This is a genomic window from Nocardiopsis sp. NPDC101807 (assembly GCF_044766605.1).
GTDB classification, from domain to species: domain Bacteria; phylum Actinomycetota; class Actinomycetes; order Streptosporangiales; family Streptosporangiaceae; genus Nocardiopsis; species Nocardiopsis tropica.
Genome location: NZ_JBIWMK010000001.1, coordinates 486,361 through 513,073 on the forward strand (window position 1 = coordinate 486,361; position 26,713 = coordinate 513,073).

Below are 26,713 nucleotides of genomic sequence, written 5' to 3' on the forward strand. Positions count from 1 at the left end.
GACGCCCCTTCCGGGGCCTCGGGACGGTGGCGGCGGGACCGGGCCCGGGGCCCGGCCCTCCTCGCGGGCGGCCTCACACCCCTGACCCGGGTGCTCGCCGCCCCTCCTCGCGGGCGCGCAGTCGCGCGTAGAGCACGGGGAGGGCGGCCCCCACCGGCGGCACGGCCGCCACGGGGAGCAGGACAAGCGCGATCGCGGCCGGGAGGTAGTGGACCAGGGTCGCGGTGGTGAACCTGTTCCCGTCGCTGAGCCGCATCACGGCCTCCCCCGCCGGGGCGGCGAGGGGCGAGGCCGCGACGAGGAGGAGCACGAACACGATCGCGACGGCCGCCGTGATCAGCAGCCAGAGCCCGAGGGCCCCCGCCTGCGCACCGCCGGTCAGCCGCCACGAGCGGCGCAGCGCCCCCGTGGTCCGTACGTCCTCGAACACCACGGCGGAGGGGGCCAGGGAGAGGCGGACCACCAGGTAGGGGCCCACGCACCCGGCGGCGAGGGGCAGGCCCAGGCCCACCGCCCAGTCCGCCGCGCCGAAGCCGGTGAAGGGGGCGCCCGGCCGCTCGACGCCGGGGATCAGGCCGCTCGCCAGGGAGTCGAACAGGAAGGCCCCCGCCGAGGCGGAGACGACGACGCCCAGCCCGGCGGCCAGCTGCGCCGCCAGGACGCGGAGCATGTACGGACGGGCGCGCCGCCACAGGCCGCCGGCGGGAGGGGCGGCGCGGTCGGGCGGGGCGTCCCGCACGGCCACGGCGTGCGCGGTGAACGACAGGGTGAGGACCACGGCCGCGAGCAGGAGCAGCAGGAACACCACGAGCATCCCGTTCATCGTGAACGCGACGTCGATGTCGCCCGTGGCGGAGAACGGGGGGACCTCCGCCTCCTGGTTGGACCGCACGCGCTCCCGCAGGAGCTCGAAGGCGTCCCAGGTCAGGGCGAAGCCCAGGACCGCGATCGCGGCCACGCCGCAGGCGGCCAGGGCCGTCACGGCCAGGGCGGAGCCGTACAGGGGGCGCCGGAGGCGGACGGTGGTCGCCAGCGCCTGCCCCAGCAGGCCCGGGGCCCTGTCCCCCTCCGGGTCCGGGTGTCCTCCGGGAACCGGGGCGACCCGGTCCTCCGCGCTGCCCGCCATGTCGGCCCCGTCCCTCGTCTCTCGCACCGGAACGGCCGGGGCGCGACCCGGTGGGGCCGCCGCCGCACCGGTCCGGTGGTTCGGTGGTCCGCCGCGCCGCGCACGTCCCGATCGCGTGCCCGGTTCCGGGGGGATCAGCGGGTTCGGCACGATACCAGCCGGTCGGCGGGCCCGGGACCTGCCGGGGGCCGCCCGCGCGCGGCGGTCGAACGGTCCCGGCCCCTCCGGGGCCGCCGGGTCCCGCGCGGCGGGAGGGCGGGCGGCAGGGGGCCGGGCGGCGGCACGCGGGCGCGAGAGCCGCCGGCGGGCCCGGGGCCCGCGCCGGTCGCCCGGCACGGGCCCCGGTCAGCCCTGCAGCTTGCGCCGTTCCCAGCGGTTGGGGTGGCGGACGACCACGCCCGCCATGCCGCCGGACCCGGTGAGGCGGATCAGGGGGGTTCCCGGAAGCCGGTCGGGGGTGGTCTTGTCCTTCAGGCCACCGAGGCCGGGGTTCATTCCGCCGGTCTCCGCGACCCAGCCGTCGGGGATCACGATCGTGACACCGGCCGCGTCCCCGTACGCCTCCACCACGACCTCCCGGAGGCGGCACTCGGCCCGGGAGAAGTCGATCTTCACGCCTCCCAGGCCTCCGCGCGCGATCACGTGCCCGGGGACCTCCCAGCGCTCCGGGCCCCGGGACGCGCCGTGCACGCCGCCGTTGAGCTCCAGCGGCGGCAGGTCCACGGCGGACTCCGGCCTCGGCAGGTCGGCGGTCAGGGCGGCGAGCTCGTCGTGGGTCTTGGAGTTCAGCGCCTGCTCCAGGCGCGAATCCAGCTCGTCGAGGTCGATGCGGCCCTCGGCCGCCGCGTCGCGCAGCTGTTCCACCACCGCTTCCCGGTCGTCGTGGGAGGCGCGAAGCCCTCCTGTGGGGGCGGGGCGCGGAGAGGGTTCCGAAGGCTGGGAGGTCATGGCAACAAGGATAGACAGGCGGCGGACCGGGACGGCACTGCCGACCGCCGTCTCGACCGCCGGGAGTGCCCGCTGGTGCGCGAGTGCCTCCTCGGGTACACGTGCGGAGGCGCTCCGCCGGCCGCGCGTCGGCCGCCCCCGGCGGGTCCGGCGGCGGTGCCGAGCGGGGTGGCCCGGTCCGGGGCCGCGCCTCCGTCGCGGCCCCCTGCTCAGGCGGCCGTGACCGCCGCCGCCAGCAGGACCGCGGCCGAGAACAGCAGCGCCCCGGGCGCTCCGGCGGTCCCCGCCATCGCCGCCGCGGCGGCGGGGATGGCCACCTGGCCGAGCCGGTTCCCCCAGATGCGCAGGGCCAGGGCCGCGCCCTTCGCCTGCTTCGGCGCCGCGGTGGCGACCTCCGCCATGGTCAGGGGCTGCCCCAGCCCCAGCAGGAACCCGCCCGCGACGAGCACGGCCCCCAGGGCGACCGGCCCGCCGTTCGGCACCGCGACCAGCGCCAGGGCGAGCGCCGCCACGGCGGTGCTCGCCACGATCAGCTGCTTGCGCGACCAGCGCGTGAGCAGCCGGGAGAGCATCAGCCGCGAGAGCAGGGAGCTTCCCGCCCGCAGGCTCAGCAGGACCCCCACGAGCACGGGCGGGATGCCCCGGCTCTCGGCGATCAGCGGGAGGTACGCGGTGAGGATGTCCACCGCCGAGAGCAGGGCCAGGCTGGCCAGGAGCGCGGACGGCATACCGGGCCTGCGCAGGAGGGACAGGGTCGGGACGGGCCCGGGGGCGACGCCCCCGGAGGGGGCCGGGGAGCGCAGGCGCAGCAGGAAGAGGATCGGCAGGAAGCCCAGGACGGCGGTGGCGCAGGCGATCACGAGCGCCGTCGACGTCGCGGAGAGCAGGGCCGGGCCGGAGGCGTCGGCGAGGACCGCCCCGGAGATGAGCGGTCCGGCGAGCTGGCCCAGCGACGCGGCGGCCGTGAACCAGCCGAAGTCGCGGTCCAGGTTCTCCGGCGGGGAGAACCTGGCGATGAGCCCCTGGCCCGCGACCATGCACAGCAGGTGGCCCACGCCGACCACGGTGCTGGCGACCGCGAGGGAGACCAGGCCCGTCGTGGCCGCCAGGAACACGCAGCCGGCGGCCAGGATCAGCGCCCCCAGCCCGACGATCCAGGCGGTGCGCCGGGCGCGGTCGGTGGCCCGGCCCACGGGGACCGCGATGAGCAGGGGGAGCAGGGCGTACGCGGCCGTGACCAGGCCGACCGCGACCGCGTCCCCGCCGATGGCGATGGTCCGGTAGGAGATGAGCGGCCGGGCGAGGTTGAGGGCGGTGTGGGTCAGCACCACGCTTGCCAGGAGCGGCCACAGCCATGCCTGTCCCGGTGACCGCCCGACCCCCATGAAGCCCCCTCCAGACAACCGCTTTCATCCCATGCGCACCGAGAGTCCCAAGAGTCCCAGAAATCGCAGGTGCGAGCGGATCATCCCATGACACCCCTCGCCTACCGGCGAGCGGCCCCGGGCACGGGACCGCTCCGCCCCTGCCCGCGGGGTTCCGACGGGCCCCGGAGGCGCCCTCGGCCTCGATGGAGGCCGAGGTTCTGGCGTCTCCCAGGACACCCCGGCGGAAGAGGGGAGCCCACCGGTGGTCCTCGTGACCGGAGCCACCGGAAACATCGGACGGGTCCTCCTGGGGGAGCCGGCCGCACGCGGACCGCTCCGGCCGCGCGGCCTCACACGTGACGCCGCGAACGCGGGCCTCCCCGGGGGCGACGCCAACGACGGGCTGCTCGGGATCCACGACACGGTGGAACTGGTCACCGGTTCCCCCGGCGGCCCCGTTCGAGCGGTGGGCCTCGGAGAACGCCGCCGTCTTCCGCTGAGCGCCCGCGGCGCCGCCCGCCGCGGCCCTACCGGGGCCGCAGCGGCGCAGGACCGGTGGACTCGCGCCAGACGATCCTGTTGAGCGGCCCGTCCGACAGCTCGGGCTCGGTCCCCCGGACCGAGGCGACCAGGCGCTCCATGGCGTCGCGGCCCAGCCGCTCCCGGTCGACGTCGACCGTCGTGAGCGCCGGGGAGAGGTAGGCGCCCACCGGGTTGTTGTCCCATCCCGTCACGCTGAGGTCCCCCGGCACGCTCCAGCCGCGTTCGAGGGCTCCGCGGACCACCCCGGCGGCGACCGCGTCGTTGGCCGCGATCACCGCGGTGACCCCGCTGCCCTCGGGGAGGGAGCGCACGGCGTCGCGGCCGGACTCGGCCGACCAGTCGCCGTCGACCACGCCGTGGAACTCCAGACCGAGGCGCTCGACCGTCCGGAGGAAGGTCTCCTTGCGGCCCCGGGCGGAGGCGAAGCCCGACGGGCCCGACACGTGCAGAAACCGCCGGTGCCCCGCCGCGGCCAGGCCCGCCACGAGGTCGGCCACGACCGACCCGTCCGCGAGTTCGCCGATGCCGCGCATCTGGTCGTCGTACCCGGCGCAGACGATGACGGGGACCCCTCCGGCCGGCGTCCGGTCGCCCTCGCGGACGACCGGGGCCAGGGACAGGACGCCCTCCACCTGCCCGGAGTCGGCGAGTTCGAGCACCCGTTCGGCGCGCGCGCCGGAACCGCCGTCCACGCTCTGCACCTCCACGGCGAACCCCGCTGCGCGTGCGGCGGCGATGGCCCCGAGGAGCATGCGGTCGGGGCTGAAGGAGCCCAGGCCGGGCAGCAGGACCGCGAGGCGTCCGGTCCGCCGGGTGCGCATCGACCGCGCGATGAGGTTGGGCCGGTAGCCGAGCTCCCTGACCGCGGCGCCCACGCGCTCCCGGGTCGACTCCTTGAGCCCTCCCTCGGAGCGCAGGTACCGGGAGACGGTCTGGTGGGAGACCCCCGCGAGGCGGGCGACCTCCATGATGGTGGGCCGACGCGGCGTCCCGGACGTGGACATCCGACCTTCTTTCGCGGGTGGGGAGGGTCTTGACGCGCGGCGCCAACGCTCATACCTTAGGCCGGGCCACAAAAAGTGAACGTTCACTATTCTCCGAGCCCCCCAGGAGCGCCCGTGACCGGTTCCAGACCCCCGATCCGTGTGGCCGTCGTCGGCAGCGGCGCGATAGCCACGGGCAGGCACCTCCCCGCCCTCGCCGCCATGGGCGACCGGGTGGACGTGACCGCCCTGGCCGACCTCGACGCGGCACGCGTGGAGGCGGCGGCGGACGAGCACGGCGTCCCCGGCAGGTACACGGACGTCGACGCCATGCTCGCGGCGGAGTCCCCCGACCTCGTGATCGTCTGCACACCGCCCTCCGCGCACAAGGGCGCGACCGTCGCCGCCCTGGACGCCGGGGCCTGGGTGTGGTGCGAGAAACCGCCCGCCCTCTCCCTCGCCGAGTACGACGAGGTCGTCGCCCACGAGGGGGGCGGGACCGGCCCCTTCGCCAGCTACGTGTTCCAGCACCGCTTCGGATCCGGCGCCGAGCGCCTGCGCCGCCACATCGCCGAGGGCACCCTCGGCCGCCCCCTCGTCGGGGTGTGCCACACCCTCTGGTACCGGGACCCGGCCTACTTCGAGGTCCCCTGGCGGGGCCGGTGGGACACCGAAGGCGGGGGCCCGAGCATGGGCCACGGCATCCACCAGATGGACCTCGCGCTCTCGCTGCTCGGCGACTGGTCCGAGGTGACGGCCTCGATGTCCACCCTCGCCAGGTCCACCCGGACGGAGGACGTGTCGTCGGCGATCGTGCGGCTGGAGTCCGGCGCCACGCTCTCCGTGGTCAACAGCCTGCTCTCGCCCCGGGAGACCAGCTACCTGCGCTTCGACTTCGAGGACGCCACGGTCGAGCTGGAGCACCTCTACGGCTACGACAACAGCCACTGGCGCTGGACCCCCGCGCCGCACGCCGCGCGGGCCGGGTCGGGCACGGCCTGGGAGCCGCAGGAGGACGTGCCGAGTTCCCACCGGACCCAGCTGGCGGCGCTCCTCGACGCGATGGAGCGCGGCGAACGGCCCCGCGCCGGCGGCCACGACGGGCGCCGGGCCCTCGAACTCGTCGCGGGCATGTACCGGTCGGCCTTCCTCGGCGGGACGGTGCGGCGCCAGGACCTGACCCCGGACGACAGCTTCTACCACTCCATGCACGGGGGCGACGCGGCCAGGGCCGCGGCAGCCCTCACCTGACCCGAGGCGAGGACCAATGCCCGACACGATCACCCTGTCCACAGGCCCCGACGCGCTCACCGTCACGGCGGCGGGAACCGAGATCGCCCGCTACGTCCTGCGGCCCGACGCCCCGGCGGTCGAGGCCCCCAAACCCTTCCTCCACCCCCTCCGCACCCTCGGCGGCGCCCCCCTGACGGCCGTACGGCCGTGGGACCACCGCTGGCACAAGGGCCTGCAGATGACCTGGTCCCACGTCTCCGGGCAGAACTTCTGGGGCGGGCCGACCTTCGTGCGCGGCAGCGGCTACCAGTGGCTCGACAACGTCGGGACGATCCGCCACGAGCGCTTCGAGGCCGTGGTCGAGGGCGACGGCGAGGCCGCGTTCACCGAGGGACTCGCCTGGACCGCCTCGACCGGCGAGCGGTGGATCGGGGAGAGGCGCACGCACCGCTTCCACTCGGCGGACCCCGCCCGGGGGATCTGGGCCCTGGACTTCGCGACCTCGCTGACCAACGAGCGCGGCAGCGCCCTCGAACTGGGCAGCCCCACCACGCACGGCCGCGACGCCGCGGGCTACACCGGGCTGTTCTGGCGCGGTCCGCGGTCGTGGACGGGGTGCGACGTGGTGAGCGCGACGGGGATCACCGGGGGCGACGTCATGGGCACCCGGTCCGACTGGATCGCCCTGACCGGACAGCACGACGAGATCGACGGCGGGGCGACCGTCCTCTGCTTCGCGGGGACGTCGAGCGGCGCGGCGCCCATCCGGTGGTTCGTGCGCTCCGAGCCGTTCCCCGTGTTCAGCCCCTCGCCGTCCTTCGACGAGACGGTCGTCCTCGAACCGGGCGGCGTCCTGGACCTCCGCCACCGGCTGGTGTTCGTCGACCGGATGTGCGCCCCCGACGAGGTCGGGGCCCTCGCGGCGGAGTTCGCACTGTGAGCGCCGCGCCGGGGTTCCCCGGAGGGGCGGCCGTCAGCAACCTGCGGGTCTACGACTGGGAGGCCGCGGACGGGCTCCACGGCGGCACGCCCCACGTGCACACCGCCTCGTCCGAGGCGTACGTCGTGGTCGCCGGCCGCGGGGAGGTCCACACCGTCACCCCGGAGGGGACCGCCGCCGACGCCCTGGACCCCGGGACGGTCCTGTGGTTCGGCCCGGGGACGGTGCACCGCCTGGTCAACCACGGCGGGCTGGAGATCACCGCGGTCATGCAGAACGCGGGTCTCCCGGAGGCGGGAGACGCTGTCCTCACCTTCCCGCGGGCGGTGCTGGCCGACCGCGCGGCCTACGAGGCCGCCGCCCGCCTCTCCCAGGACGCCCCCGAGGAGGAGCGGGCGGCGCTGGCCCGCGCCCGGCGCGACCTCGCCGTGGAGGGGTACCTGGAACTCGTCTCCGCGGCCGGGCAGGACGGCGGGGAGGCCCTCCGGGACTTCCACCGGCTCGCGGCGGAGATCGTCCGCCCCCGGGTGGAGGCGTGGCGGGAGATCTGGCGCGAGGGGGTGGAGCGCGAGGCGGAGCTGACCCGGCGGCAGCTGGCCTCGCTGGAGCGGGGCGACCCCGGCGCCATGGCGGAGGCGGCCGTGGTGCGCACCGAGCCGCTTCCCGGGCCGCGGCACTTCGGCATGTGCGGCCGGCTCCGCAAGCGGCGGCCGGGGCCCTCCGGCGGTGCGGACGGCCCGGCGGGCTGACCCGGCGGGGCGCGGGCCCCGGCCCTGGGGGACGTACGGGCGCAGGCCCCCGGGGTCCGGCCGACCGCCCCGCCGGGCCCCTCCGGAACGGCACGGGCCGGAACGACACGGTGGAACACGGGATCCGTTTCCTTGTCACATACCCCCTAGGGGTATACCGTGGGCGCCATGGACGAGACACCGCGAGAACACGACCCGCACCACGACCGCCCAGGCCCCGCCGACCGCACGGGGCGCACCGCCCCCGACGGGCGCGCACCCGGCGCGGACCGCTCCGTGCCCCCGGACGGCGCCGCCCCCTCGGGGCACGGGCGGGGCGAGCACCCCGGGACCGGCCACGCCGACCACAGCGGACACGGAGGACCTTCTGACCACTCCGGGCACGGAGGGCACTCCGGGCACGCGGGCCACGGCGACCACGTGGGCCGGTTCCGGCGGCTGTTCTGGATCATGCTGGTCCTGGCCGTTCCCACGGTCGGCCTGAGCACGATGTTCGCCTCCATCGCGGGCTACACGGTTCCGGGGGTTCCCGGCGTCGGATGGGTCTCGCCGGTGCTCGGCACCGTCATGTACCTCTGGGGCGGCCGGCCGTTCCTGACGGGCGCGGTCGACGAGATCAGGGCCCTCCGGCCGGGCATGATGCTGCTGATCGCCCTGGCCATCACCGTGGCCTTCTTCTCCTCCTGGGGGGCGAGCCTGGGCGTCCTCTCCCACGAGCTGGACTTCTGGTGGGAGCTGGCCCTGCTCGTCGTGATCATGCTCCTCGGCCACTGGATCGAGATGCGCTCGCTGGCGCAGACCTCGTCCGCGCTGGAGTCCCTGGCCGCGCTGCTGCCCGACGAGGCGGAGAAGGTCGTCGGCGACGAGGTGGTCACCGTCGCCCCCGCCGACCTGGTCCTCGGGGACACGGTCGTCGTCCGCCCCGGCGGACGGGTCCCCGCGGACGGCCTGGTCACGGAGGGCACCGCGGACGTCGACGAGTCGATGATCACCGGTGAGTCCCGCCCCGTCGGCCGGGGACCCGGGGACCACGTCGTCGCCGGGACCGTCGCCACGGACTCGGCGCTCCGGGTGCGGATCACCGCCGTGGGCGAGGACACCGCGCTCGCCGGCATCCAGCGCCTGGTCGCCGACGCCCAGAACTCCTCGTCGCGGGCGCAGCGCCTCGCGGACAGGGCTGCGGCCTGGCTGTTCTGGTTCGCGCTGGGCGCGGCGGTCCTCACCCTCGTCGCCTGGTCGCTCCTGGGGACGCCAGAGGACGCCCTGGTCCGCACCATCACCGTGCTGGTCATCGCCTGCCCCCACGCCCTCGGGCTGGCCATCCCCCTGGTGGTCTCCATCGCCACGGAGCGGGCCGCCCGGGGCGGCGTCCTGGTCAAGGACCGCATGGCGCTGGAGAGCATGCGCACCGCCGACACCGTCCTCTTCGACAAGACCGGCACCCTGACCAAGGGCGAGCCCACCGTCACCGACACCGCCCCCGGCGCCGGGCTCGGCGAGGACGAGCTCCTGGCCATGGCCGCCGCCGTGGAGGCCGACAGCGAGCACCCCCTCGCCAGGGCCGTCGTGGCCGCCGCGCGCCGCAGGGGCGTCGACGTGCCCCGGGCCACCGACTTCCGCGCCTCCACCGCCGTGGGGGTCTCCGGCACCGTCCGGGGCCGAAGGGTCGACGTGGGCGGTCCGGGCATGCTGGAGGCGCACGGCGCCGAGGAGATGGCGGTCGCCCGCACCTGGAAGGACCGGGGCGCGATCATCCTGCACGTGCTGTCCGACGGGGAGGTCGTCGGCGCGCTCGCCCTGGCCGACGAGGTCCGGGAGGAGTCCCGGCAGGCGGTGCAGGCCCTGCACTCGCTCGGCATCAGGGTCGTCATGATCACCGGGGACGCCGAGGCGGTCGCGAACTCCGTCGCCGCCGAGCTGGGCATCGACCAGGTCCTCGCCGGCGTCAGGCCCGAGGACAAGGGGGCCGAGGTCGCCGAGCTCCAGCGCGGGGGGCGCAAGGTCGTCATGGTCGGGGACGGCGTCAACGACGCCCCCGCACTCGCCCGGGCCGACGTCGGGCTGGCGATCGGCGCGGGGACCGACGTCGCGATCGCCTCGGCCGGGGTGATCCTGGCCAGTGACGACCCGCGGTCGGTCCTGTCGGTGATCGAGCTGTCGCGTGCGGGGTACCGGAAGATGCGGCAGAACCTGTGGTGGGCCGCCGGGTACAACCTGGTGTCGGTGCCGCTGGCCGCGGGCGTGCTCGCCCCCGTCGGTTTCGTGATGCCGATGGCCGTGGGCGCGGTGCTGATGTCGCTGTCGACGGTCGTGGTCGCCCTGAACGCGCAGCTGCTGCGCCGGCTCGACCTCCGCCCGGAGGCGAGCACGGAGGCCCTGCTCCGGTCGGCCGGCGCCCGTGAACGGATCGGGGCGTAGGCGTCGGCACGGCGCGTCCGGCCGGAGGCCGACCGCTCCGGCGGGCCCCGGTCCGCGCCCGCAACCCCCGGGGCACGTCCGCCCTCCTGCCCGAGCAGCCGCCCGGGGCCCCGGGAGCCGCGGTTTCCGGTCCGGCTCCTCTGCCGTCGTCCCACCGCACGGGAACGGGGCGACGCCCAGGTCGCGCGTGGTCCGCGCGCCCCGGCCGCCGCCCCGTTCCCATTTGGGACGTCCCCGAAGCGGTGGTCCCCGGTTCCGCCGCTCCCCCGGCGGAACCGGACCGGGAGGCCCCGCGTTCGCAGAACGTGACGAGCCGTTCGGCGCCCGCCCCCGCGGGCGACCCCACGCATGCGGCCCTCCCGGAAGGAAATCCATGGTCTTCAAACGTCTGCTCGCGGCCTTCGGCATCGGCGGGCTCAGCATCGACACCGTCGTCGAGAACCCCCACGTCCGCCCCGGCTCCGCCCTGGAGGGGCGCGTCGAGCTGAGCGGCGGGGACGGGGACGCCGAGATCGCGGAGATCGTCCTGGCCCTGGTCGTCAGCGCCCAGGACGGCGACGAGCACGAGGGCGTGGAGTTCGCACGGGTCCCGGTGGCCTCGGGGGTCCGGTTGGCCGCCGGGGAGACCCTGTCCGTCCCCTTCACGTTCGGCATCCCGTGGCAGACACCCCTCACCGAGGCCGGGGGCGGCCCCCTGCCGGGCGTCCTGGTGGGCCTGCGCACCGAGGTCGTCGTCGACGGCGCCTCCGACAAGGGCGACCTGGACCGGCTGCACGTCCACCCGCTGCCCGTGCAGGACCGCGTGCTGGAGGGCCTGGCGCAGCTGGGGTTCGGACTCGGCTCCACCGGTGTGGAGGGCGGCTACCTGGCGGGGACGGCGCAGGAGTACCCGTTCTTCCAGGAGTTCGAGTTCCACCCCTCCGAGCGGTACGCCCACGAGGTCGGCGAGGTCGAGATCGCGCTCCTCCCCGACCCGGAGGGCGTGTCGGCGGTGGTGGAGTTCGACCGCCGCGGCGGGATGTTCTCCGAGGGCGGGGAGGTGCACAGCGGGTTCCGCGTCGGGCACGACGACGCCGACCGCCTGGACTGGGCGGCGACGCTGGACTCCTGGATCGAGGAGTCCCTCCGGCGCCACCGCGATCTGTTCGGCGGTCAGCACCACGGCTACGGGGAGCAGTACCACGAGGAGGAAGAGGGGCGCGGCGGCGGCATGCTCGGCGTCGTCGGCGGGGCCGCCGCGGGTGTCGTGGGCGGCCTGGCCGCGGGTTACGTGGTGTCCGAGATCGTGGACGAGATCGGCGAGGACTCCGACGGTGAGGAGCAGGACGAGGAGGAAGAGGAGTCCGACGAGGAGTGACCCCGCCCGGTGGGCACGCGCGGGCGGGGGTCCCTCCCCCGCCCGCGCGGGACCAGGACGGGAAGGGTCGGGAGGAGGGGCACGCCGACGCCCCTCCCCCGCCCGCACGGGGCCCCCGAGGGCCGGATTCCGCCCTCGGGGGGTACAGCCGCAGCGGGCCGCGGGCGGTGCCGCGCGGTCGCCCGTGTGCGCGGGCGCCGCCCCGGTACGGGCGGAAAATGTCTGTCGTCGCCGGTAACCAGGACCGTATCCTCACACGGCGTCAGCGCCTGTCCCGCCCCCTCCCCCCGAAGGAGTCCGTGTGTCGGCGATCCGTCTGCCCGAGCACCTGGAACTGCTGCTCACCGACGAACCCGTCCTCGACATCTACGAGTACGGGCCCTGGCGGGTGCCGAACCGGCTCGTCGACGAACTCGTGGAGCTGTTCGACGCGGTCATCGAGGACCCGCGCGGCCGGGAGTTCCCGCCCGGGCAGCCCTCCGGGACGGAGCAGCAGCGGCACAAGCGCCTCCGGGGCGACGTCGTCGACCACCTGGTCACCCTCCAGGGGCCGCTGCGGGTCGTCGGCGGCAGCAGCTCGCGCATGCCCTCCATCCTCATCGGCCGCCACTCCACCGCGGACAACCTGACGTCGCAGTCCCACCAGTGGCTCCTGGACACCCTGACCATGCCGCCGTGCTACGGCCTGATCGAGGTGGCCAAGGAGCGGGAGCACCGCCGCACCGCCTTCGCCCTCATCGGCGACGTCCTGGACGCGGCCGAGGGCGTCGAGCCCTGGGAGGAGCGCCGCCGGGCCTGGCGCGACCTGCTCGACCGGCGTGCCGCCCACCCCGCCGACCTGGAGTTCGACATGTCGGCGAGCCCCCGCGACCTGCGGACCACCTGGGCGGCGGCGATCGACGCCGAGCACTTCACGCGCATCCCCGAGTTCGCGCCGCCCGCGCGGTTCCTGGCCTGGGCCCACGAGAGGTTCGCCCCCGCGCACGCGCGGCTGGCCGCGGTCGCGCACGACGTCCCGTCGCTGTCCGCCACCCTGGTGGACCTGTGCCTGGGACTGGGCCTGTACGGCCTGCCGCCGATGACCAGCTCCCTCCTCGGCCCCGGCGAGTACCGGGAGCTGTCGGGGGACTTCGCCGCGCGCAGGAAGGAGTTCGACCTGGCCGCGTGGCAGGACCGGGTGCGCACCTGGCTGTGGCAGGGCGTCGTGGCCGGGGAGGCCGACGCGTGCCGGACCTGGCTGGACATGGGCACGCGCTGCGCGCTGGCCCTGAGCTCCAGCGGCAACGAGGTGCGCAAGTCCAGCCGGTTCACCAGCCCCCTGCCGGTCAGCGGGTTCCAGACCGACCTGCGCCGCTACTGCCGGCCGCCGAGCACGCCCGTGACGGTTCCGGGGCTGCCCGGCGCCGACGGACCGGAGCAGGCCGCGCGGCCGCGCACCGCGGATCCGGCGCTCGGCCCCACCCCGCTGGAGCGGTTGGACGCGCTGGTCGGGCTGGAGGAGGTCAAACGGGAGGTCCGGGCCGTGGCCGCCGAGGCCGAGACCGCGCGCCGCCGGGCACACGCCGGTCTGTCGGTCGCCGCCCCGGGCCGGCACCTGGTGTTCGCCGGGTCCCCCGGCACGGGCAGGTCCACGGTGGCCGGGATCATCGGGGCGCTCTACGCGGACGCGGGACTGCTGCGCACGGGCCGGGTGACCGAGGTGGGCCGGGCCGACCTGGTGGCCGACCACTCCGGCGGCGTGGCCGAACGGGTCGCCCAGGTGGTGCGCGGCGCCCTGGGCGGCGTGCTGCTCGTGGACGAGGCGGCGGCGCTGGCCGGTTCCGAGAGCGGGCGCAACCCGGGCGCCGACGCACTGGCGGCGCTGGTGCGCAAGATGGACGAGCACGCCGACGAACTGGTGGTGGTGTTCGCCGACACCGAGCAGTCCCTCGGCCGCCTGCTGTCGGCCCACCCGCGGCTGGCCGCCCGGATCGGCCGACGGCTGCCGTTCGGCGAGCCGACCGGCGGAGAGCTCACCGCGATCTTCGCCGCCATGGTCGAGGACGGGGGCCTGGAGGCCGATCCGGAAGCCGTGGCCAGGGCCGGGAGGCTGCTGGAACGCCTCGCGCGCGGCCGGGGCTCCGCCGGCGCCCGCACGGCCCGGATGCTGCTGGACCGCGCCCTGTCGCGGCAGGCGGTCCGGGTGGCGGCCTCGCCCGCCGGTTCGCCGGCGGGCCTGGGGGCGGGCTCCGACGCCTCGGACGGCGAGACCGACCGGCTGCGCCGCCTGCTGGCCGAGGACCTGCCCGAGAACCCGGAGTCGGTCGCCGCGGTCGCCGTCGGGCGGGGGACGTCGGGGGTTCCGGAGGATCCGCTGGCCGAGCTGGACGCGCTCGTGGGCCTGGAGACGGTCAAGCGGGAGGTACGGCTGTACGCGGCCGAGGCCGAGGCCGACCGGCTGCGCGCCGCCTCCGGGGTCCCGGTGTCCGCGCCGGCCCGGCACATGGTGTTCACCGGCAGCCCGGGCACGGCCAAGACGATGGTCGCCCGGATGCTCGGCGCGGTCTACGCGAAACTGGGCCTGCTGTCGTCCGGGCACCTGGTGGACGTCTCGCGCGGCGACCTGGTGGGCGAGTACATCGGGCAGACCGCTCCGAAGGTGGAGCGCGTGGTGCGCAGCGCGCTGGGCGGGGTGCTGTTCGTCGACGAGGCGTACGCGCTCACCTCCTCGACCTCGACCAACGACTACGGGGCCGAGGCCGTCGCGACGCTGCTGCGCCTGGTGGAGGACCACCGCGAAGACCTCGTCGTGGTGGTGGCCGGGTACCCGGAGGAGATGGCGCGGTTCCTCTCCTCCAACCCCGGCCTGGCGTCGCGGTTCCCGCGGCACCTCTCCTTCCCCGACTACACCGACCACGAGCTCGCGGAGATCTTCGGGGTCATGGCGCGCGAGGCCGGGTTCGCGCTCGGCGCGGGCACCGCCGACCGGGTGCGCCGCCTGCTGCGGGCCACGGGGCGCGACCACGCGTTCGGCAACGCGCGGCTCGTGCGCAACCTCCTGGAGCGTGCGACGGCCCTGCAGGCCGAGCGCATCACCGACGGCAGGAAGCGGTCGGCCGACGAGTTGCGCGAGCTGCTGCCCTCCGACCTCCCCCTGAGCGCGGGCGCCCGGGTCGGCGCCCCCGCGCAGGAGGACCCCCTGGCCTCCGCCGAGCGGCTCGTCGGCCAGGAGGCGGCCCGGCGGGAGCTGCGCGCGCTGGACGCGCGGGCCGGGGTGGAGGAGGCCCGCCGCTCCGCGGGGATCACCGTGTCGGGCGCGATCGACCACATGGCGCTCCTCGGCCCCGCGGGCACCGGGCGGTCGACGTTCGCGGAGCTCGCCGGAGCGGTGTGCGGCCGCCGCGGGCTGCTGTCGTCGGGACATGTCGTGCGGGTGGGGCGGGAGGAACTGCTGGGGGCGATGCCCGGGCAGAGCGCGCAGCTGACCGCGTCGGCGGTCCGGTCGGCGCTGGGCGGGGTGCTGTTCGTGGCGGAGGCGCACACGGTGCTGGCCCGACCCGGAGCCGACGCGTCGGTGGACGAGGCGGTGCGGGAACTGGTGCACCTGACGGGTGTGCACCGGCACGATCTGATGGTGGTCGTGTCCGGCTCCGCGGAGGGGCTGCCGGGCCTGTTGGAGGCGCGTCCGGAGCTCGACGCGCTGCTCACCCGGAGGCTGCGCTTCGCCGACCTGTCCGAGGAGGACCTGGCGGCGGTGTTCTCCGGGCTCGCCCAGGAGGCGGGGTTCCGCCTGGCCCCGGGCACCGCCGAGGCCGTGCGCGGGCTGCTGCTGCGGGGGCGGCCGGAGTCCCCGGCCAACGCCCGCCTGGCGGAGGACCTCCTCGAGCGGACGGCCCGCGCCCAGGCGGCGCGGGTGGCGGAGCTGGACCTGGGCGACGGGGACGTGCTGCGCACGCTCGCCCCGGAGGACGTGCCCGTCGGCCTGCCCGGGCACGGGACCGCGTGGACCGGCCCGGGTCTGTACCTGTAGGGCGCGGGCCGGGTCCCCGGTCCGCGGCGGCTCCTCCCGTCCGGGGCCGGGCCTGCCGGGGCCGGGCCGACCCGGAGGGCCCGTACCGGCCCCGGGGTCCCGGGGCCCGGGGCCCGGAGCGCGGATCCCGGTCGCGGGGGGGCGGGGCGGCCTCCGAGCACGTCGCGGACGCGATCGGCAGGGCCGGCCCCCGTCGCGGGGGACGGGAGCGCAGAGGGGCCGGGGGCCGCGGGGGGCGGGGGCCGCGGCCGCCGCGCGTGCCGCCGCGGCCCCCTGCCTCACCAGGAACCGAAGACGGCGCCCCCGTCGGTCGAGCGCACCACCCGGCCGCCGGCCACCGCGACGACCTGGTCGGCGTCGGCGTGGAGCGCCTGCGCCCCGCCGTCGATCCGTCCGGTCGGCTCCCACGACGCGCCGGCGTCCTCACTGCGGTGGACGTCGCCGTCCGGCGCGACCCCGAGGACGGTGTCCGTCCCCGGGGCCCAGTCGACCAGCGCCAGCGGCGGCGCCCCGTCGACGGCGGAGAACCCGGACCCGCCGTCGGTCGAGCGCACCAGCCCGTCCCGCGTGGTCGCCACGACGGTCAGGCCGTCGTCGGACACCCCGAGGGAGAACGGCTCGACGGCCTCGTCGAGCGCCTCCCACGCGGTGCCGTCCTCCGTCGCGCGCAGGGCGCCGTCGAACCCGACCACCCTGTCGGGCGTCGCGGCCAGGGCGTGGAAGTCCGACCGCCCCGCCCTCGACAGCGCCCGCCAGGTCGCCCCGCCGTCGCGGGACTCGATCAGGCCCACCGGGTCGGGCATGTCCACCCCCGGGTGGGGGTGTCCGCTCGCCACGTAGCGCCCCGGCCCGGCGACCGCGAAGCCCATCAGGTCGATGGCCGGACCGACCCTGCGCGCCTCGGCGGCCCCTTCCCCCGCGCCCGGGGCGGGCAGGACGTAGAGGCCCTCGTGGGTGGCGACCAGGATGTCGCCGCCCTCGGGGTCGACGTCCACGGCGTGCACGTGCGACACCTCCCCGGGCAGCGCGACGCCCGCCGCGGCCGTCCCGGACGACGGGTCGGCCCCCTCCTGCCCCTGCGCCGCGCACCCGGCCGCCATGACCGCCAGGGCCGCCGTCGCGGCCGCGGCCGACAGCCGCGTCCTCTGTCCCGTGCTCATTCTTCCCACCGTTTCCTCCGAAGGCCGATCGGGCGCCGGGCCGGTCGCCCGGCGCCCGCGTGGACGCGGTCAGTGACCGCCGTGCTCCCCGCTCCCGGAGGACTCGTCCCGGTCGCCGCCACCGGCGCCGCCGAGCATGGTGTCCATCAGCTCGATCTCGGACCGCTGCGCGTCGACGATCTCCTGCGCCAGCTCCCGGGCCTCCGGGTCGGCGCCCTCCTCCAGCTCGGTCTCGGCCATCGCGACGGCCCCCTCGTGGTGGAGGACCATCAGCTCCAGGAACAGGGTGTCGAAGGCCTCGCCCTCGGCCCGCTCCAACTCGGCCATCTGCTCCTGCGACAGCATGCCGTCCATGCCCGCGTGGTCCTCGGCGCCGGTGTCGCCGGTGTCGCCGGTGTCCTCGCCCCACGCCTCCAGCAGGCCGTTCATCCTGTCGATCTCCGGCCCCTGGGCCGCCTCGATCTCCTCCGCCAGCGCGCGGACGTCCTCACCGGCCCGCGTCCGGGCCAGCTCCGACATCTCCACGGCCTGGCGGTGGTGCGGGATCATCATCCGGGCGAACTCCACGTCCGCCCCGTTGAACGCGGCGGCGCTCCGGTCGGCCGCCTCGGGCGCCGGGCCGTCGCCGGTTCCGCCGCACGAGGCCAGGAGCAGGGCTGCGGCGACCGCGGCCGCCGCCGAGGCGAGGGTGCGCTTGTTCTGGGTCATGGTCGGTCCTTCTCTCTTCGGTGTGGTCCTGCCGCCGCCCGCCCGGGCCGGGCCGGTGCGGCGTCGCTGCGGAGCTGTCGGTCGGAAGGCGCTCCGGGTCCTCCGGGCGCCGTCCGCGGGGCTCCTATATGCGGAGCACCTGCAACCGGGCGAGAGAGGGCGGGTCGGGGGGCCGGCGCAGGGGCCCGGCCGCCCGCCGGACCGACGGCGGTGTGCGCGGGGGCGCTTCGGGCCACCGGGCGAACGCCACCGCGGCGACGCCCAGGAGGACGGCCGCCAGACCGAGGACCGCCAGGCACATCAGCGTGGGGTCCGTGGGCGGGGGCTCGTCGGCGCCGTGGCCGGGCGCCGCCCGCTCCGGGACGGCGGCCACCGTGAACGCGTCGGCGTCGGCGTCGGCGGCAGGGTCCTGCCACGAGGCCGCGGCCTCCGGCGCGTGCCCTCCGCCGTGGTGGCCCCCGGACACGTGCCCGAGCGTGTGCATCGCGCCCACGCCCAGCACGAGCGCGGCCGTCAGCAGGAGCAGCAGTGCGGGCTCCGGGCGCGGGCTCGCCGCCGGCCGCCGCCGGGCTGCGGCAGGGGGCCTCGGCGTGTTCCGGCGGGCCGCGTCCGGCGCGGCCACGACGGCCTCCCCTCTCCTGGGGCGTGCTCCGCGCGGTCCTCGGGTCCTCCGGGGCGGTGGGTCGTCCATGTCGGCCTCGTCATGGGGTGGCGCGCTCCGCGGAGCGCTGCGGGACAGAAGGCTTCGTCGGGGCCGGCGCGGCGCGGGCCGCGGGCCGGCTGGCGGCGGAGCCCCCGGAGCGGGCGCAGCGCACACCGCACCGGCGCCGGGATCGGCGGAGGTCCGGAGGGGCGGCGCCCGGGGCGCGGCCGGGCGCGCCGACCCGCGGCCCTCAGGTCACGAGGAGCCTCGGGCGGACGCGCGGGCGCGCGGGCTCGGGGGTGCTGCCGGTCGGCCGGTCTACACCCGGCGGACGCACAGCGACACGAGTGCCCTCGTGCCCGCGAGGGGCAGCCCTCGGCGGCGCCGCGGCGGTCGGCGGCCGCCGACCGGGCGCGGCGCGGGGAGGAGCGGGCCGGCGAACGCGAAGACGCCGAGGCCCAGCAGGGCGGAGGCCGAGAGCGACCCGCCGCGCTGGTCGGCCACGACGTCCGCGTCCTCGTCACAGGTGCCGTGCCCGTCGGCGTGCGGTGCGTCGGAGACGGGGGCCGCGTGCGCGACCGCCCCGCCCGCCGTGTGCGGGGAGGCGGCGGAGTCCTCGGACGGGGCCGCGTGCGGATGGCACAGCAGGACGGCCACGAGGCCCAGGGCCGACAGCACGACGAGGGCCGCCCTGGTCCAGAGCGGCCTCACGGTCGTCGTCGTTGCCGTGGCCACGTCCACGAGGCTACCCACACCGTCGGCCCGTGCGGCACCGCCCCCGCGGATCCGCCCCGGGAGCACCGCCGCACCGGGGCGGCACGTCCGCCTTCCGGGGCCCGGTCAGTGCCCTGCGGGGAGCTTGCCCGACAGTTCCCGGTGCAGGTGGGCGCTGGGGCGGTTGAGCCCGGTGATCTCCACCTCCACGCCCCGTCTGCGGAAGCGTTCGGTCACCTGGTCCAGGGCGGCGACCGCCGAGGAGTCCCACACGTGGGCCCCGCTCATGTCCACCACGACCTTCTCCACCCCCTCCTCGGTGTAGTCGAACCGGTCGACCAGCGCCCCGGTGGAGGCGAAGAACACCTCGCCGTTGACCGAGTACACGCGTGTGCCGCCGTCGGGGTCCAGCACGCTGGTGACGCCCGCCTGCACGGCGGCCCCTCCGGCGAAGGCGACCATCGACACGACCACGCCCACGATCACGCCCAGGGCCAGGTTGTGCGTGGCCACGACCACGACGACGGTGACGACCATGACCAGGGTCTCGGTCCAGGGCATCCTCCTGACCGTCGCGGGGGCGATGCTGTGCCAGTCGAAGGTCACGACGGACACGAACACCATCACCGCGACCAGGGCGGCGATGGGGATCATCCCCACGAGGTCGCCCAGCCCGACGCACAGGACGAGCAGGAACGCCCCCGCCAGGAACGTGGAGACGCGGGTTCGGGCGCCGGAGCTGACGTTGATCATGGTCTGGCCGATCATCGCGCAGCCGGCCATGCCGCCGAAGAAGCCGACCAGGACGTTGGCGATGCCCTGTCCGCGGGCCTCGCGCGCGTGGTCCGACGAGGTGCCGGTCTGGTCGTCGACGACCTTGGCGGTCATCAGCGACTCCATCAGCCCCACCAGGGCGAGGGTCAGGGAGTAGGGCGCGATGAGGACGAGCGTGTCCAGGGTGAAGGGCACGTCCGGGATCAGCGGGACCGGGAGCGTGTCGGGCAGCTGCCCCATGTCCCCGACCGTCCGGGCGGGGATGCCCAGGCCGATCGCGGCCACGGTGAGCACGACGATGGCGACCAGCGGGGCCGGGACGGCCTTGGTGAGCCGCGGCAGCCCGAAGACGATGCCCAGCCCCACGGCGACCATCGCGTAGACCGGTACGCCGACCCCGACCAGGTGCGGCATCTGCGCCAGGAAGATAAGGACGGCCAGCGCGTTGATGAACCCCGTCATCACGCTGGGCGGCACGAACCTCATCAGCTTGGCGACGCCGAGCAGGCCCAGGGCGACCTGGATGATCCCGGCCAGGACGGTGGCGGCGATGAGGTGGTCGACGCCGTGTTCCATCGACAGCGGCGCGGCCACCAGGGCCATGGCCCCCGTGGCGGCGGAGATCATCGCCGGACGCCCGCCCAGGAAGGCGATCGACACGGCCATGACGAAGGAGGCGTACAGGCCCACGCGGGGGTCGACCCCCGCGATGATGGAGAAGGCGATGGCCTCGGGGATCAGCGCGAGCGCGACGACCAGCCCGGCCATCACGTCGGCGCGCAGCTGGGCCCCGCCGGGGAGCTTGGACAGCAGGGCCCTCGAAGGGTTCTTCACAGGCAGATTCATGGAACCCGTCCGATTCGGGCGGCCCGCGGCGCGGACCGCTGTGTGCAGGTCTGTGGTGCGGCATCGGCGCCCGGGGGGGCGGTGCGCCGGACGGCAGGGGCGCGGGGCGGCGGGCGGGGGCAGACGGTCCACCGGGATCGGGGCGAACGCGCGCGGGGGTTCCTCGCTGTGGCACCGCCCGCCTCAACTCTACCCTTACGTAAGGGTTGAATCCCGTGGCGGGACCGAGACGGCCCTCACACCGCCATCCGCCGTCTCTACCGCCCCACGCCCCACGCCCCACGCCCCACGCCCCACGCCCCACGCCCCACGCCCCACGCCCCACGCCCCACGCCCCACGCCCCACGCCCCACGCCCCACGCGACGGGAGTGTGCCGCCGGCACGGCCCGGAAGTCTCCGCCGAAGCGGTCGCAGGGGCCGCCACCTCCACGGAAGACGCCCTGCCCCGCGCACGGACTGCGGTCCGCGGACGGCCGACGGCCCGCGGACGGCGCGGGCCACGCAGGCCCGCTCGTCCGGCGGCACGGGTCATCCGGCCTCCCGGACGCGCTCGGCACGGCGCAGGAGCAGCGCGGGGAGCAGGATGAGTGCGGACAGCGCGGACAGCGCTGCGAACGCCCACGCACGGCCGTCCCCTCCGCCCCCCGCCCGGGTGAGCACCGCGACCACCCCCGCCGCCCCGAGGGCGCCGCCGACCCGCTGCACGATGTTGACCAGGGTGGTCGCGTCCCCGATCTCGGTGGTCGACACGGAGGAGTAGGCCACCGCCGTCGCGGGCATCTGGACCAGGGCCAGACCCGCCCCCCGGGCGACGAGGAGGACGGCAGTCAGCGGAGCAGCCGGAGCGTCGGCGACCGTGAACGGCAGTGTCGCCGCCACCAGGAGCGCCGTTCCCGCCAGGGTGACCCGGCCCGCCCCGTGGCGGTCGCTCAGAGCCCCGCCGGCATGGAGGGCCACGGCCGAGCACCGACCTCTACTGCGTGCACGCCGCGTACGCGGCCCTCGCGCTCACCGACCCGGACCTGGCGGCCCAACCGCACGCGTCGGGCCCGGACGAACTGCTCCCCGAGCTGAGCGGCCTCCTGGAGGAGGCGCGGCGCGGCGGCCGGTTCCCGCCGGGGCGCGAGGTCCGCTCGGTGGCCATCGGACTGCTGGCCCTGGCCACAGGCCTGTCCGCCTACGTCGTCTCGGGCTTCCAGGGGTCGGAGGAGGCCGAGGCGGAACTCCGGGGTCGTCTCGACGAGGTCTTCGGCCGCACGGCGCCGGTCGCCGGGGAACCGGCCGCCCCGGAGGCATGAGGGGGCGGCGCCCCCGCCGGGCACGGGGGGCCGGGGGCCGGGGGCCGGGGGCCTCAGGGGTGCGCGCGGACCCCGTGGACCCGCGGGCGGCACGGCCCGCCACGACTCACCGGGCGGCGGGCGGCACGGCCCCGCGGCGGCGCGGCCTCACCCGCCGCCGTCGAGCCTGGCCCGCTGGTCCCGGAGGCGCCCGGCGAACTCCTCCGCCATGTCCAGCCGCTCGCGCAGGACCCGGCAGCGCTCGGCCGCCGCCTCGCCGAAGGCGTCCAGCCTGGCCAGCAGGCCGGCGCGCTCGTCCGGCGTCACCCCGCCGGCCTCCAGGGCGTCGAAGGCGCCGAGCAGGTCGCGCATCTCCTCCAGGCTGAACTCCAGCGGCTTCATCCGCTTGACGAGGAGCAGGCGTTCGACGTCGGCGCCGGTGTAGAGGCGGAACCCGCCCTTGGAGCGCGCCGACGGCTCCACCAGCCCGACCTCCCCGTAGTAGCGGATCGTACGCAGCGACAGCCCCGTGCGCTCGGCGACCTCACCGATCTGCATGCGGTCCTCGCCCATACGGGCCCCTCCTCAGGTACGACGCTCCACGGCCCCGGGGAGGGGGCCCGCCGCGCGGGACGCCCCTCCCCGGAGGGACAAGCCTGACACGGCGGGCGGGCGGGAACGACCCGCCCCGCCCGCCCGGGCCGCCGGAGCCCGCCCCGGCCGTCGTGCCTACTCGCCCCCCTCGGCGGGTTCGGGCGCCAGGTAGTTGCCGATGTACCCGAGGACGCCGAACACCGCGGCGGCGGTGATCGTCGGCACGAACAGCCACGTGGAGCTGGCGGTGATCCAGTCCGGCCGCTGGGCCACCACCCCGGCCAGCTGGCCGAGGACGAGAAGGCTCCCGAGGGCGAAGCAGGCCAGGAGCCCCAGCTTGAAGAGCGCGCGGACGACGGTGAACGCCCGAGACTTGACGGCGGTCATGTTCAGCCCCCCAGGACCGGTAGGAAGCCCCATCCGATGAGGCAGCCGATGAGGAAGATCGGGATCATGTAGTACGCGATCAGCGGCAGGAACGTGCTCTCGGGGCGCGCGCCGGTCAGGCCCGCCGCCACGAAGATCGACCCGGAGGCCGGCGGGGACGCCCCCTCCGTGGAGGCGAACACGAGGATGGCGACGACCGCGAGGAGCGGGTCCACGCCCACGCCCACCAGGGCCAGGAAGGAGATCTGGCCCACCGCCGTGAGGGTCGCCGTGGACGAGAGCGGCCCGGCGACCAGGGCCACCACCAGGCCGACCACGGCGACGAGCAGGAAGCGGTTGACCGGCAGGTCCGCGAGCAGCGCGTTGACGTCCTCGGCGAGCCCCAGCCGGCCGAGGATCTCGCTGGACGCGATCGCGAAGAACAGCAGGGCGCCGATGGTGGCGAACTTGGGCATGGCGCCGTCGAGCAGCGCCGACCAGCCGCGGAGGTTCCCGGGCAGCCGGTCGCGCCCCGCGACGAGGGAGAACCCGATGATCATGATCGGGATCCAGGTCAGCAGGGAGATCTCGCCCAGCGCGTCGCCGACGGGGGTGGACGTCGCGAGGAAGTCGGCCAGGGGGCCGATCGTGACGACGATGGGGATGAGGGCGCCCAGGAAGATCGACAGCGCGCCCGCGCCCTCCCTGAGCGACGTGCGCAGGGGGACGAGGTCGTGCCTGTCGGCCTTGGGGATGCCGTCCTTGCGGACGAAGTACATGACCAGGCCGATCCTGAGCAGGATCTGGTAGGCGCCGGCCGCGAGCAGGGCCAGGTAGACCTGGCCCGTGGTGACCATGCCGCCGGTGAACCCGACCATGATGACCATGGACGCGCTGGGCGGCAGTGCGGCGCCCATGCCCCCGTTGCCCGCGAGCACCGTCGCCGCGCGGGTGGGGGTCCACCCGGTGCGCACCATCCACGGCCCGGTGAAGGAGCCGCTGGAGGCGGTGTTGGCGGAGTTGGACCCCGAGAGGGAGCCGAAGACCGCCGACCCCGCCGTGTCGATGAACGCGGGGCCGCCGCGGATGCGCCCGAAGACCGAGTTGAGGATGGCCAGGATCTTCTGGATGAGACCCGTGACGTCGATCAGGTGGGCCATGAACACGAACGCCAGGGCGGCGTAGAGCACGTCGTGGGTGAGGGCGTCGGCGAGCCCGCCCAGCAGGTAGGCGGGGGCCTGCGCCCCGGCGAAGAGCGCGGTGGTGATCATCCCGAGGAGCATCGCCTCGCCCATGTTCCTCTTGAACACGACGTTCCAGACGATGATCACGGCGATGAAGGCCGCGAGGGCTAGGAGTGCGGTGGGCATGGTGCGACCTTCGGGGGTGGGGCGGGCTGGTGCTGGCGGTGTCCGGTACCCGCGGGCTCCGCACCGGCACGGGCCGTGGGGGCTGCGGAGCCGCTGAGGACGGCGGGGGCCGTGGGGGCGGTGGGAGCCGGGAGGGCCGCGGAGAAGGCTCCGGCGGCGGGGAGCGCCGGACCCGCGGCGGCGGGGGGAAGGACGGCGGACGGGCCGGGGCGGCGTCTCATCCGCGTTCACCGCGGATGGCGTCGCGGCGGCGCGCCTCGTCCTCGACGACGCCCCGGGCGGCGCGGAGGGCCTGCTCGGCCTCCAGGCGCGGGACGACGAACACGCCGTCGCCGTCGGCGACGACGATGTCCCCGGTGGCGCAGACGGCGCCGCCCACCGCGATCGGCACGCCGACGTGGCCGGGGCCGTCCTTGTAGGGCCCTGCCGGGGAGACCCCGGCCGCCCAGACGGGGAAGCCGAGGTCGCGGAGCTCGTCGACGTCGCGGACCGCCCCGTCGACCACCATGCCGCGGATGCCGCGGTTGAGGGCGCGCTCGGCGATGAGCTCGCCCAGCAGTGCGCGGGAGCGGTCCCCGCCGCCGTTGACCACCAGGACGTCCCCGGGAAGGGCCTGGCCGAGGGCCCGGTGCAGGGCCCGGTTGTCGCCGGGTCGCGTCAGGACGGTGAGCGCGCGCCCCGCGACACGGGCGCCGGGCCACACCGACCGGATGTGGGGGGCGACGAAGCCGAGGCGGTCGCGGCCGTCGCCGATGGCGGCGGTGGGGATCCCGGCGAACGCGTCGGCCAGGGCGCGCGTGTCGTCCTGGGCGCGGCGGGCCAGGGCCAGGTGGCGGTCGGCGGCTCCGGCGCTGACCGGGGCGTCGACGCCCAGGCCGGCGAGGAGGTCGATGCTGGCCCGGAGCTCGTTGGACCTGCGCAGGGCGTGCAGGCGGGTGCCCTTGTTCAGACGGTCCAGGGCGGCCGGGCCCTCGGACAGGGCGTCGGCGATCTGCTCGCGCACCCAGGCCTCCTCCCCCGCGGCGGCGCCGGCGTCCACGGCCTCGGTGATGAGGGCTCCCAGGCCCTTCATGAAGACGCTGCGCAGCAGTTTGCGGCGCGTGGCGTCGCCGACCTCGCCGCCGATGGGCTCGGTCCCGGCGTCGACCGCGCCCAGCAGACGCACCGCGTCATCGGAGGCCGCGCCGGACAGGAGCACCTTGGCCCTGGCGCCGAGCACCAGCACCGATCCGATGATCGCCCCGTCCACGACCCGCGCGGACGCGCCGAGGGCCTGCGCGACGCGGATCTTGGTCTCCGGCGAGGAGGCGTTGAGGTCCACGTAGACCGCGTCGTCGCGCAGTGCGGGGCGGGCCGCGTCGGCGGCCGCGACCGCGTGCGCCGCCGTGGTGAGTCCGAGGACCAGGTCGGCGCCCGCGACGGCGTCGGCGGTGGAGTCGGCCCGCCCCACTCCGGCGGGGGTGGGCGTCTCGCCCGGGTCGTAGCCCGAGGTCTCCCAACCCGCTGCCGCGAACGCCGTGGCGTAGGTGGCTCCGGCTTCGCCCAACCCGAGGACGGCGACCTTCATCGTCACACCTTCTATCATTCAGTGATAGTTACTATTACCAATTGAGAGGAAGTGTGACCTGCGACGCTTCACGCTGTCAACCCGGCGGAAACCCGTCCGCTACCTTGGGAGCGAGGACCGAGCGGCGGAACCGCCGTGCCCGCCGGGGCCGCGGCCCTCACGAAGGCGTCGGAACGACCCCCGGGACAAGCCGGAATCGCAACGGAAGGGCTGGGGACAGCGAGTATGGGAGCCCCGACCGGGACCGGGAACCAGGGACGCACGCTCGACCGGGCCCTGGACGTCCTGGAGTGCCTGGAGCGTGCGCGCGGGCCGCTCCGGCTCAGCGAGATCGCCAGGGAGAGCGACCTCCACCTGGCCACGACCCAGCGGACCGTCAACCAGCTCGTGCGGCGCGGGTACATCCAGCAGGACGGCCTCGGGTACTCGCTCGGTCCGGTGATCCTGTCGCTGGCCCACGCGTTCGTCGTCAACGACCGGCTCAGCACGGTCGCGACGCCGATCCTGACCGAGCTGTCGGCTTCGACCGGGCTGACCTCGTCGCTCTTCGTGCGCTCCGGGCTCGAACGCATCCTCGTCGCACGCGTGGACGGGGTGGACCCCCTGCGCTACCAGTTCCCCATCGGGCGACGGGTCCCGCTGGACCTCGGCGGCGGCAAGGTCCTCCTCGCCCACGGGGACGACGCGGAACTCGACGGCTACCTCGCGGACCTGCCCGACGCCCGGCTCGCGGACGGACGGGTGCAGACCCCGGACGACCTGCGCGCGGAGCTCGACCGCATCAGGGAGACCGGCTACCACCTGGCCGAGTCCGAGCGCGAGCTCGGTGCGCTCAGCCTCACCCGGCCGGTCCCCGGCCACGACGGCGGCGCGGCGGCGGCCATCAACCTGGTGACGACCACGGAGACGACCGCTCCGGAGGAGCTCCTGGCCCTGCTGCCCGAGATCTCCCGCGCCGCCGGGGCCATCGGCGCCCGGATCTAGGGCGGAACCGGCGGCCGGGCATGCGAGGGCCCCGGC

At 76.0% G+C, this 26,713-nt stretch carries 22 protein-coding genes; 8 read left to right on the forward strand and 14 right to left on the reverse strand.

What is annotated here, in order from left to right; all coding sequences use genetic code 11:
• Positions 1–73 precede the first annotated feature (73 nt).
• From ACIRPH_RS02070 to ACIRPH_RS02085, 4 genes are all read right to left on the reverse strand, one after another.
• Positions 74–1,126 carry a hypothetical protein gene (locus tag ACIRPH_RS02070; protein WP_402908210.1) on the reverse strand — a complete coding sequence of 351 codons (1,053 nt, stop codon included), beginning with the start codon at positions 1,124–1,126 and terminating at the stop codon, positions 74–76.
• Positions 1,127–1,471: 345 nt separating this feature from the next.
• Positions 1,472–2,074, reverse strand: a complete 603-nt coding sequence (locus ACIRPH_RS02075) for a DUF1707 domain-containing protein (RefSeq protein WP_402908212.1) — start codon at positions 2,072–2,074, stop codon at positions 1,472–1,474.
• A gap of 209 nt (positions 2,075–2,283) precedes the next feature.
• Positions 2,284–3,459 (reverse strand): MFS transporter, encoded by a 1,176-nt coding sequence (locus ACIRPH_RS02080; RefSeq protein WP_402908214.1) that lies wholly within the window; start codon positions 3,457–3,459, stop codon positions 2,284–2,286.
• Positions 3,460–3,968: 509 nt separating this feature from the next.
• On the reverse strand, positions 3,969–4,988 hold the full coding sequence (locus ACIRPH_RS02085; RefSeq protein ID WP_402908216.1) for a LacI family DNA-binding transcriptional regulator: 1,020 nt from the start codon (positions 4,986–4,988) through the stop codon (positions 3,969–3,971).
• Between the two features lie 114 nt (positions 4,989–5,102).
• Between ACIRPH_RS02085 and ACIRPH_RS02090 the strand changes: the two genes are divergently transcribed.
• From ACIRPH_RS02090 to ACIRPH_RS02115, 6 genes are all read left to right on the forward strand, one after another.
• A complete protein-coding gene (locus tag ACIRPH_RS02090) occupies positions 5,103–6,218 on the forward strand; it encodes a Gfo/Idh/MocA family protein (RefSeq protein WP_402908218.1) in 1,116 nt (371 codons plus the stop codon).
• A gap of 16 nt (positions 6,219–6,234) precedes the next feature.
• Complete coding sequence (locus ACIRPH_RS02095) at positions 6,235–7,140, forward strand: PmoA family protein (protein WP_402908220.1); 906 nt, start codon at positions 6,235–6,237, stop codon at positions 7,138–7,140.
• Positions 7,137–7,889, forward strand: a complete 753-nt coding sequence (locus ACIRPH_RS02100; RefSeq protein ID WP_402908222.1) for a cupin domain-containing protein — start codon at positions 7,137–7,139, stop codon at positions 7,887–7,889. The genes ACIRPH_RS02095 and ACIRPH_RS02100 overlap by 4 nt, the downstream gene beginning before the upstream one ends.
• Positions 7,890–8,057: 168 nt before the next feature.
• Positions 8,058–10,307, forward strand: coding sequence for a heavy metal translocating P-type ATPase (locus ACIRPH_RS02105; RefSeq protein ID WP_402908224.1), 2,250 nt, complete (start codon positions 8,058–8,060; stop codon positions 10,305–10,307).
• Between the two features lie 373 nt (positions 10,308–10,680).
• A complete protein-coding gene (locus ACIRPH_RS02110; RefSeq protein WP_402908226.1) occupies positions 10,681–11,664 on the forward strand; it encodes a sporulation protein in 984 nt (327 codons plus the stop codon).
• A gap of 301 nt (positions 11,665–11,965) precedes the next feature.
• A complete protein-coding gene (locus ACIRPH_RS02115) occupies positions 11,966–15,673 on the forward strand; it encodes an AAA family ATPase (protein ID WP_402908228.1) in 3,708 nt (1,235 codons plus the stop codon).
• A gap of 278 nt (positions 15,674–15,951) precedes the next feature.
• Here ACIRPH_RS02115 and ACIRPH_RS02120 read toward each other — a convergent pair whose 3' ends face one another.
• From ACIRPH_RS02120 to ACIRPH_RS02145, 6 genes are all read right to left on the reverse strand, one after another.
• Positions 15,952–16,833 carry a F510_1955 family glycosylhydrolase gene (locus ACIRPH_RS02120; protein WP_402908230.1) on the reverse strand — a complete coding sequence of 294 codons (882 nt, stop codon included), beginning with the start codon at positions 16,831–16,833 and terminating at the stop codon, positions 15,952–15,954.
• 69 nt (positions 16,834–16,902) lie between these two features.
• Positions 16,903–17,541 (reverse strand): DUF305 domain-containing protein, encoded by a 639-nt coding sequence (locus ACIRPH_RS02125; protein WP_402908232.1) that lies wholly within the window; start codon positions 17,539–17,541, stop codon positions 16,903–16,905.
• A gap of 124 nt (positions 17,542–17,665) precedes the next feature.
• Positions 17,666–18,163, reverse strand: a complete 498-nt coding sequence (locus ACIRPH_RS02130) for a DUF6153 family protein (RefSeq protein WP_402908234.1) — start codon at positions 18,161–18,163, stop codon at positions 17,666–17,668.
• 339 nt (positions 18,164–18,502) lie between these two features.
• Complete coding sequence (locus ACIRPH_RS02135; protein ID WP_402908236.1) at positions 18,503–18,919, reverse strand: hypothetical protein; 417 nt, start codon at positions 18,917–18,919, stop codon at positions 18,503–18,505.
• Positions 18,920–19,024: 105 nt separating this feature from the next.
• The gene (locus tag ACIRPH_RS02140) at positions 19,025–20,518 is read right to left on the reverse strand and encodes a SulP family inorganic anion transporter (RefSeq protein ID WP_402908238.1); all 1,494 of its coding nucleotides are present in this window, start codon (positions 20,516–20,518) and stop codon (positions 19,025–19,027) included.
• Between the two features lie 529 nt (positions 20,519–21,047).
• Complete coding sequence (locus ACIRPH_RS02145; protein ID WP_402908240.1) at positions 21,048–21,476, reverse strand: MFS transporter; 429 nt, start codon at positions 21,474–21,476, stop codon at positions 21,048–21,050.
• Positions 21,477–21,499: 23 nt separating this feature from the next.
• Between ACIRPH_RS02145 and ACIRPH_RS02150 the strand changes: the two genes are divergently transcribed.
• A complete protein-coding gene (locus ACIRPH_RS02150; protein ID WP_402908242.1) occupies positions 21,500–21,817 on the forward strand; it encodes a hypothetical protein in 318 nt (105 codons plus the stop codon).
• Positions 21,818–21,964: 147 nt separating this feature from the next.
• Here the strand turns inward: ACIRPH_RS02150 and ACIRPH_RS02155 are convergent, their stop codons facing one another.
• The 4 genes from ACIRPH_RS02155 to ACIRPH_RS02170 form a co-directional block, all read right to left on the reverse strand.
• Positions 21,965–22,369, reverse strand: coding sequence for a MerR family transcriptional regulator (locus tag ACIRPH_RS02155; protein WP_402908244.1), 405 nt, complete (start codon positions 22,367–22,369; stop codon positions 21,965–21,967).
• 156 nt (positions 22,370–22,525) lie between these two features.
• Positions 22,526–22,777, reverse strand: coding sequence for a hypothetical protein (locus ACIRPH_RS02160; protein ID WP_344178698.1), 252 nt, complete (start codon positions 22,775–22,777; stop codon positions 22,526–22,528).
• A gap of 2 nt (positions 22,778–22,779) precedes the next feature.
• Entirely contained in the window at positions 22,780–24,126 is a 1,347-nt protein-coding gene (locus tag ACIRPH_RS02165; RefSeq protein WP_402908247.1) for a TRAP transporter large permease subunit, read from the reverse strand.
• A 217-nt stretch (positions 24,127–24,343) separates the two neighbouring features.
• Positions 24,344–25,711, reverse strand: coding sequence for an NAD(P)-binding domain-containing protein (locus ACIRPH_RS02170; RefSeq protein ID WP_402908249.1), 1,368 nt, complete (start codon positions 25,709–25,711; stop codon positions 24,344–24,346).
• Between the two features lie 207 nt (positions 25,712–25,918).
• On the opposite strand from ACIRPH_RS02170, the gene ACIRPH_RS02175 reads away from it, so the two are divergent.
• On the forward strand, positions 25,919–26,677 hold the full coding sequence (locus ACIRPH_RS02175) for an IclR family transcriptional regulator (RefSeq protein ID WP_402908251.1): 759 nt from the start codon (positions 25,919–25,921) through the stop codon (positions 26,675–26,677).
• The last annotated feature ends 36 nt before the right edge of the window (positions 26,678–26,713 follow it).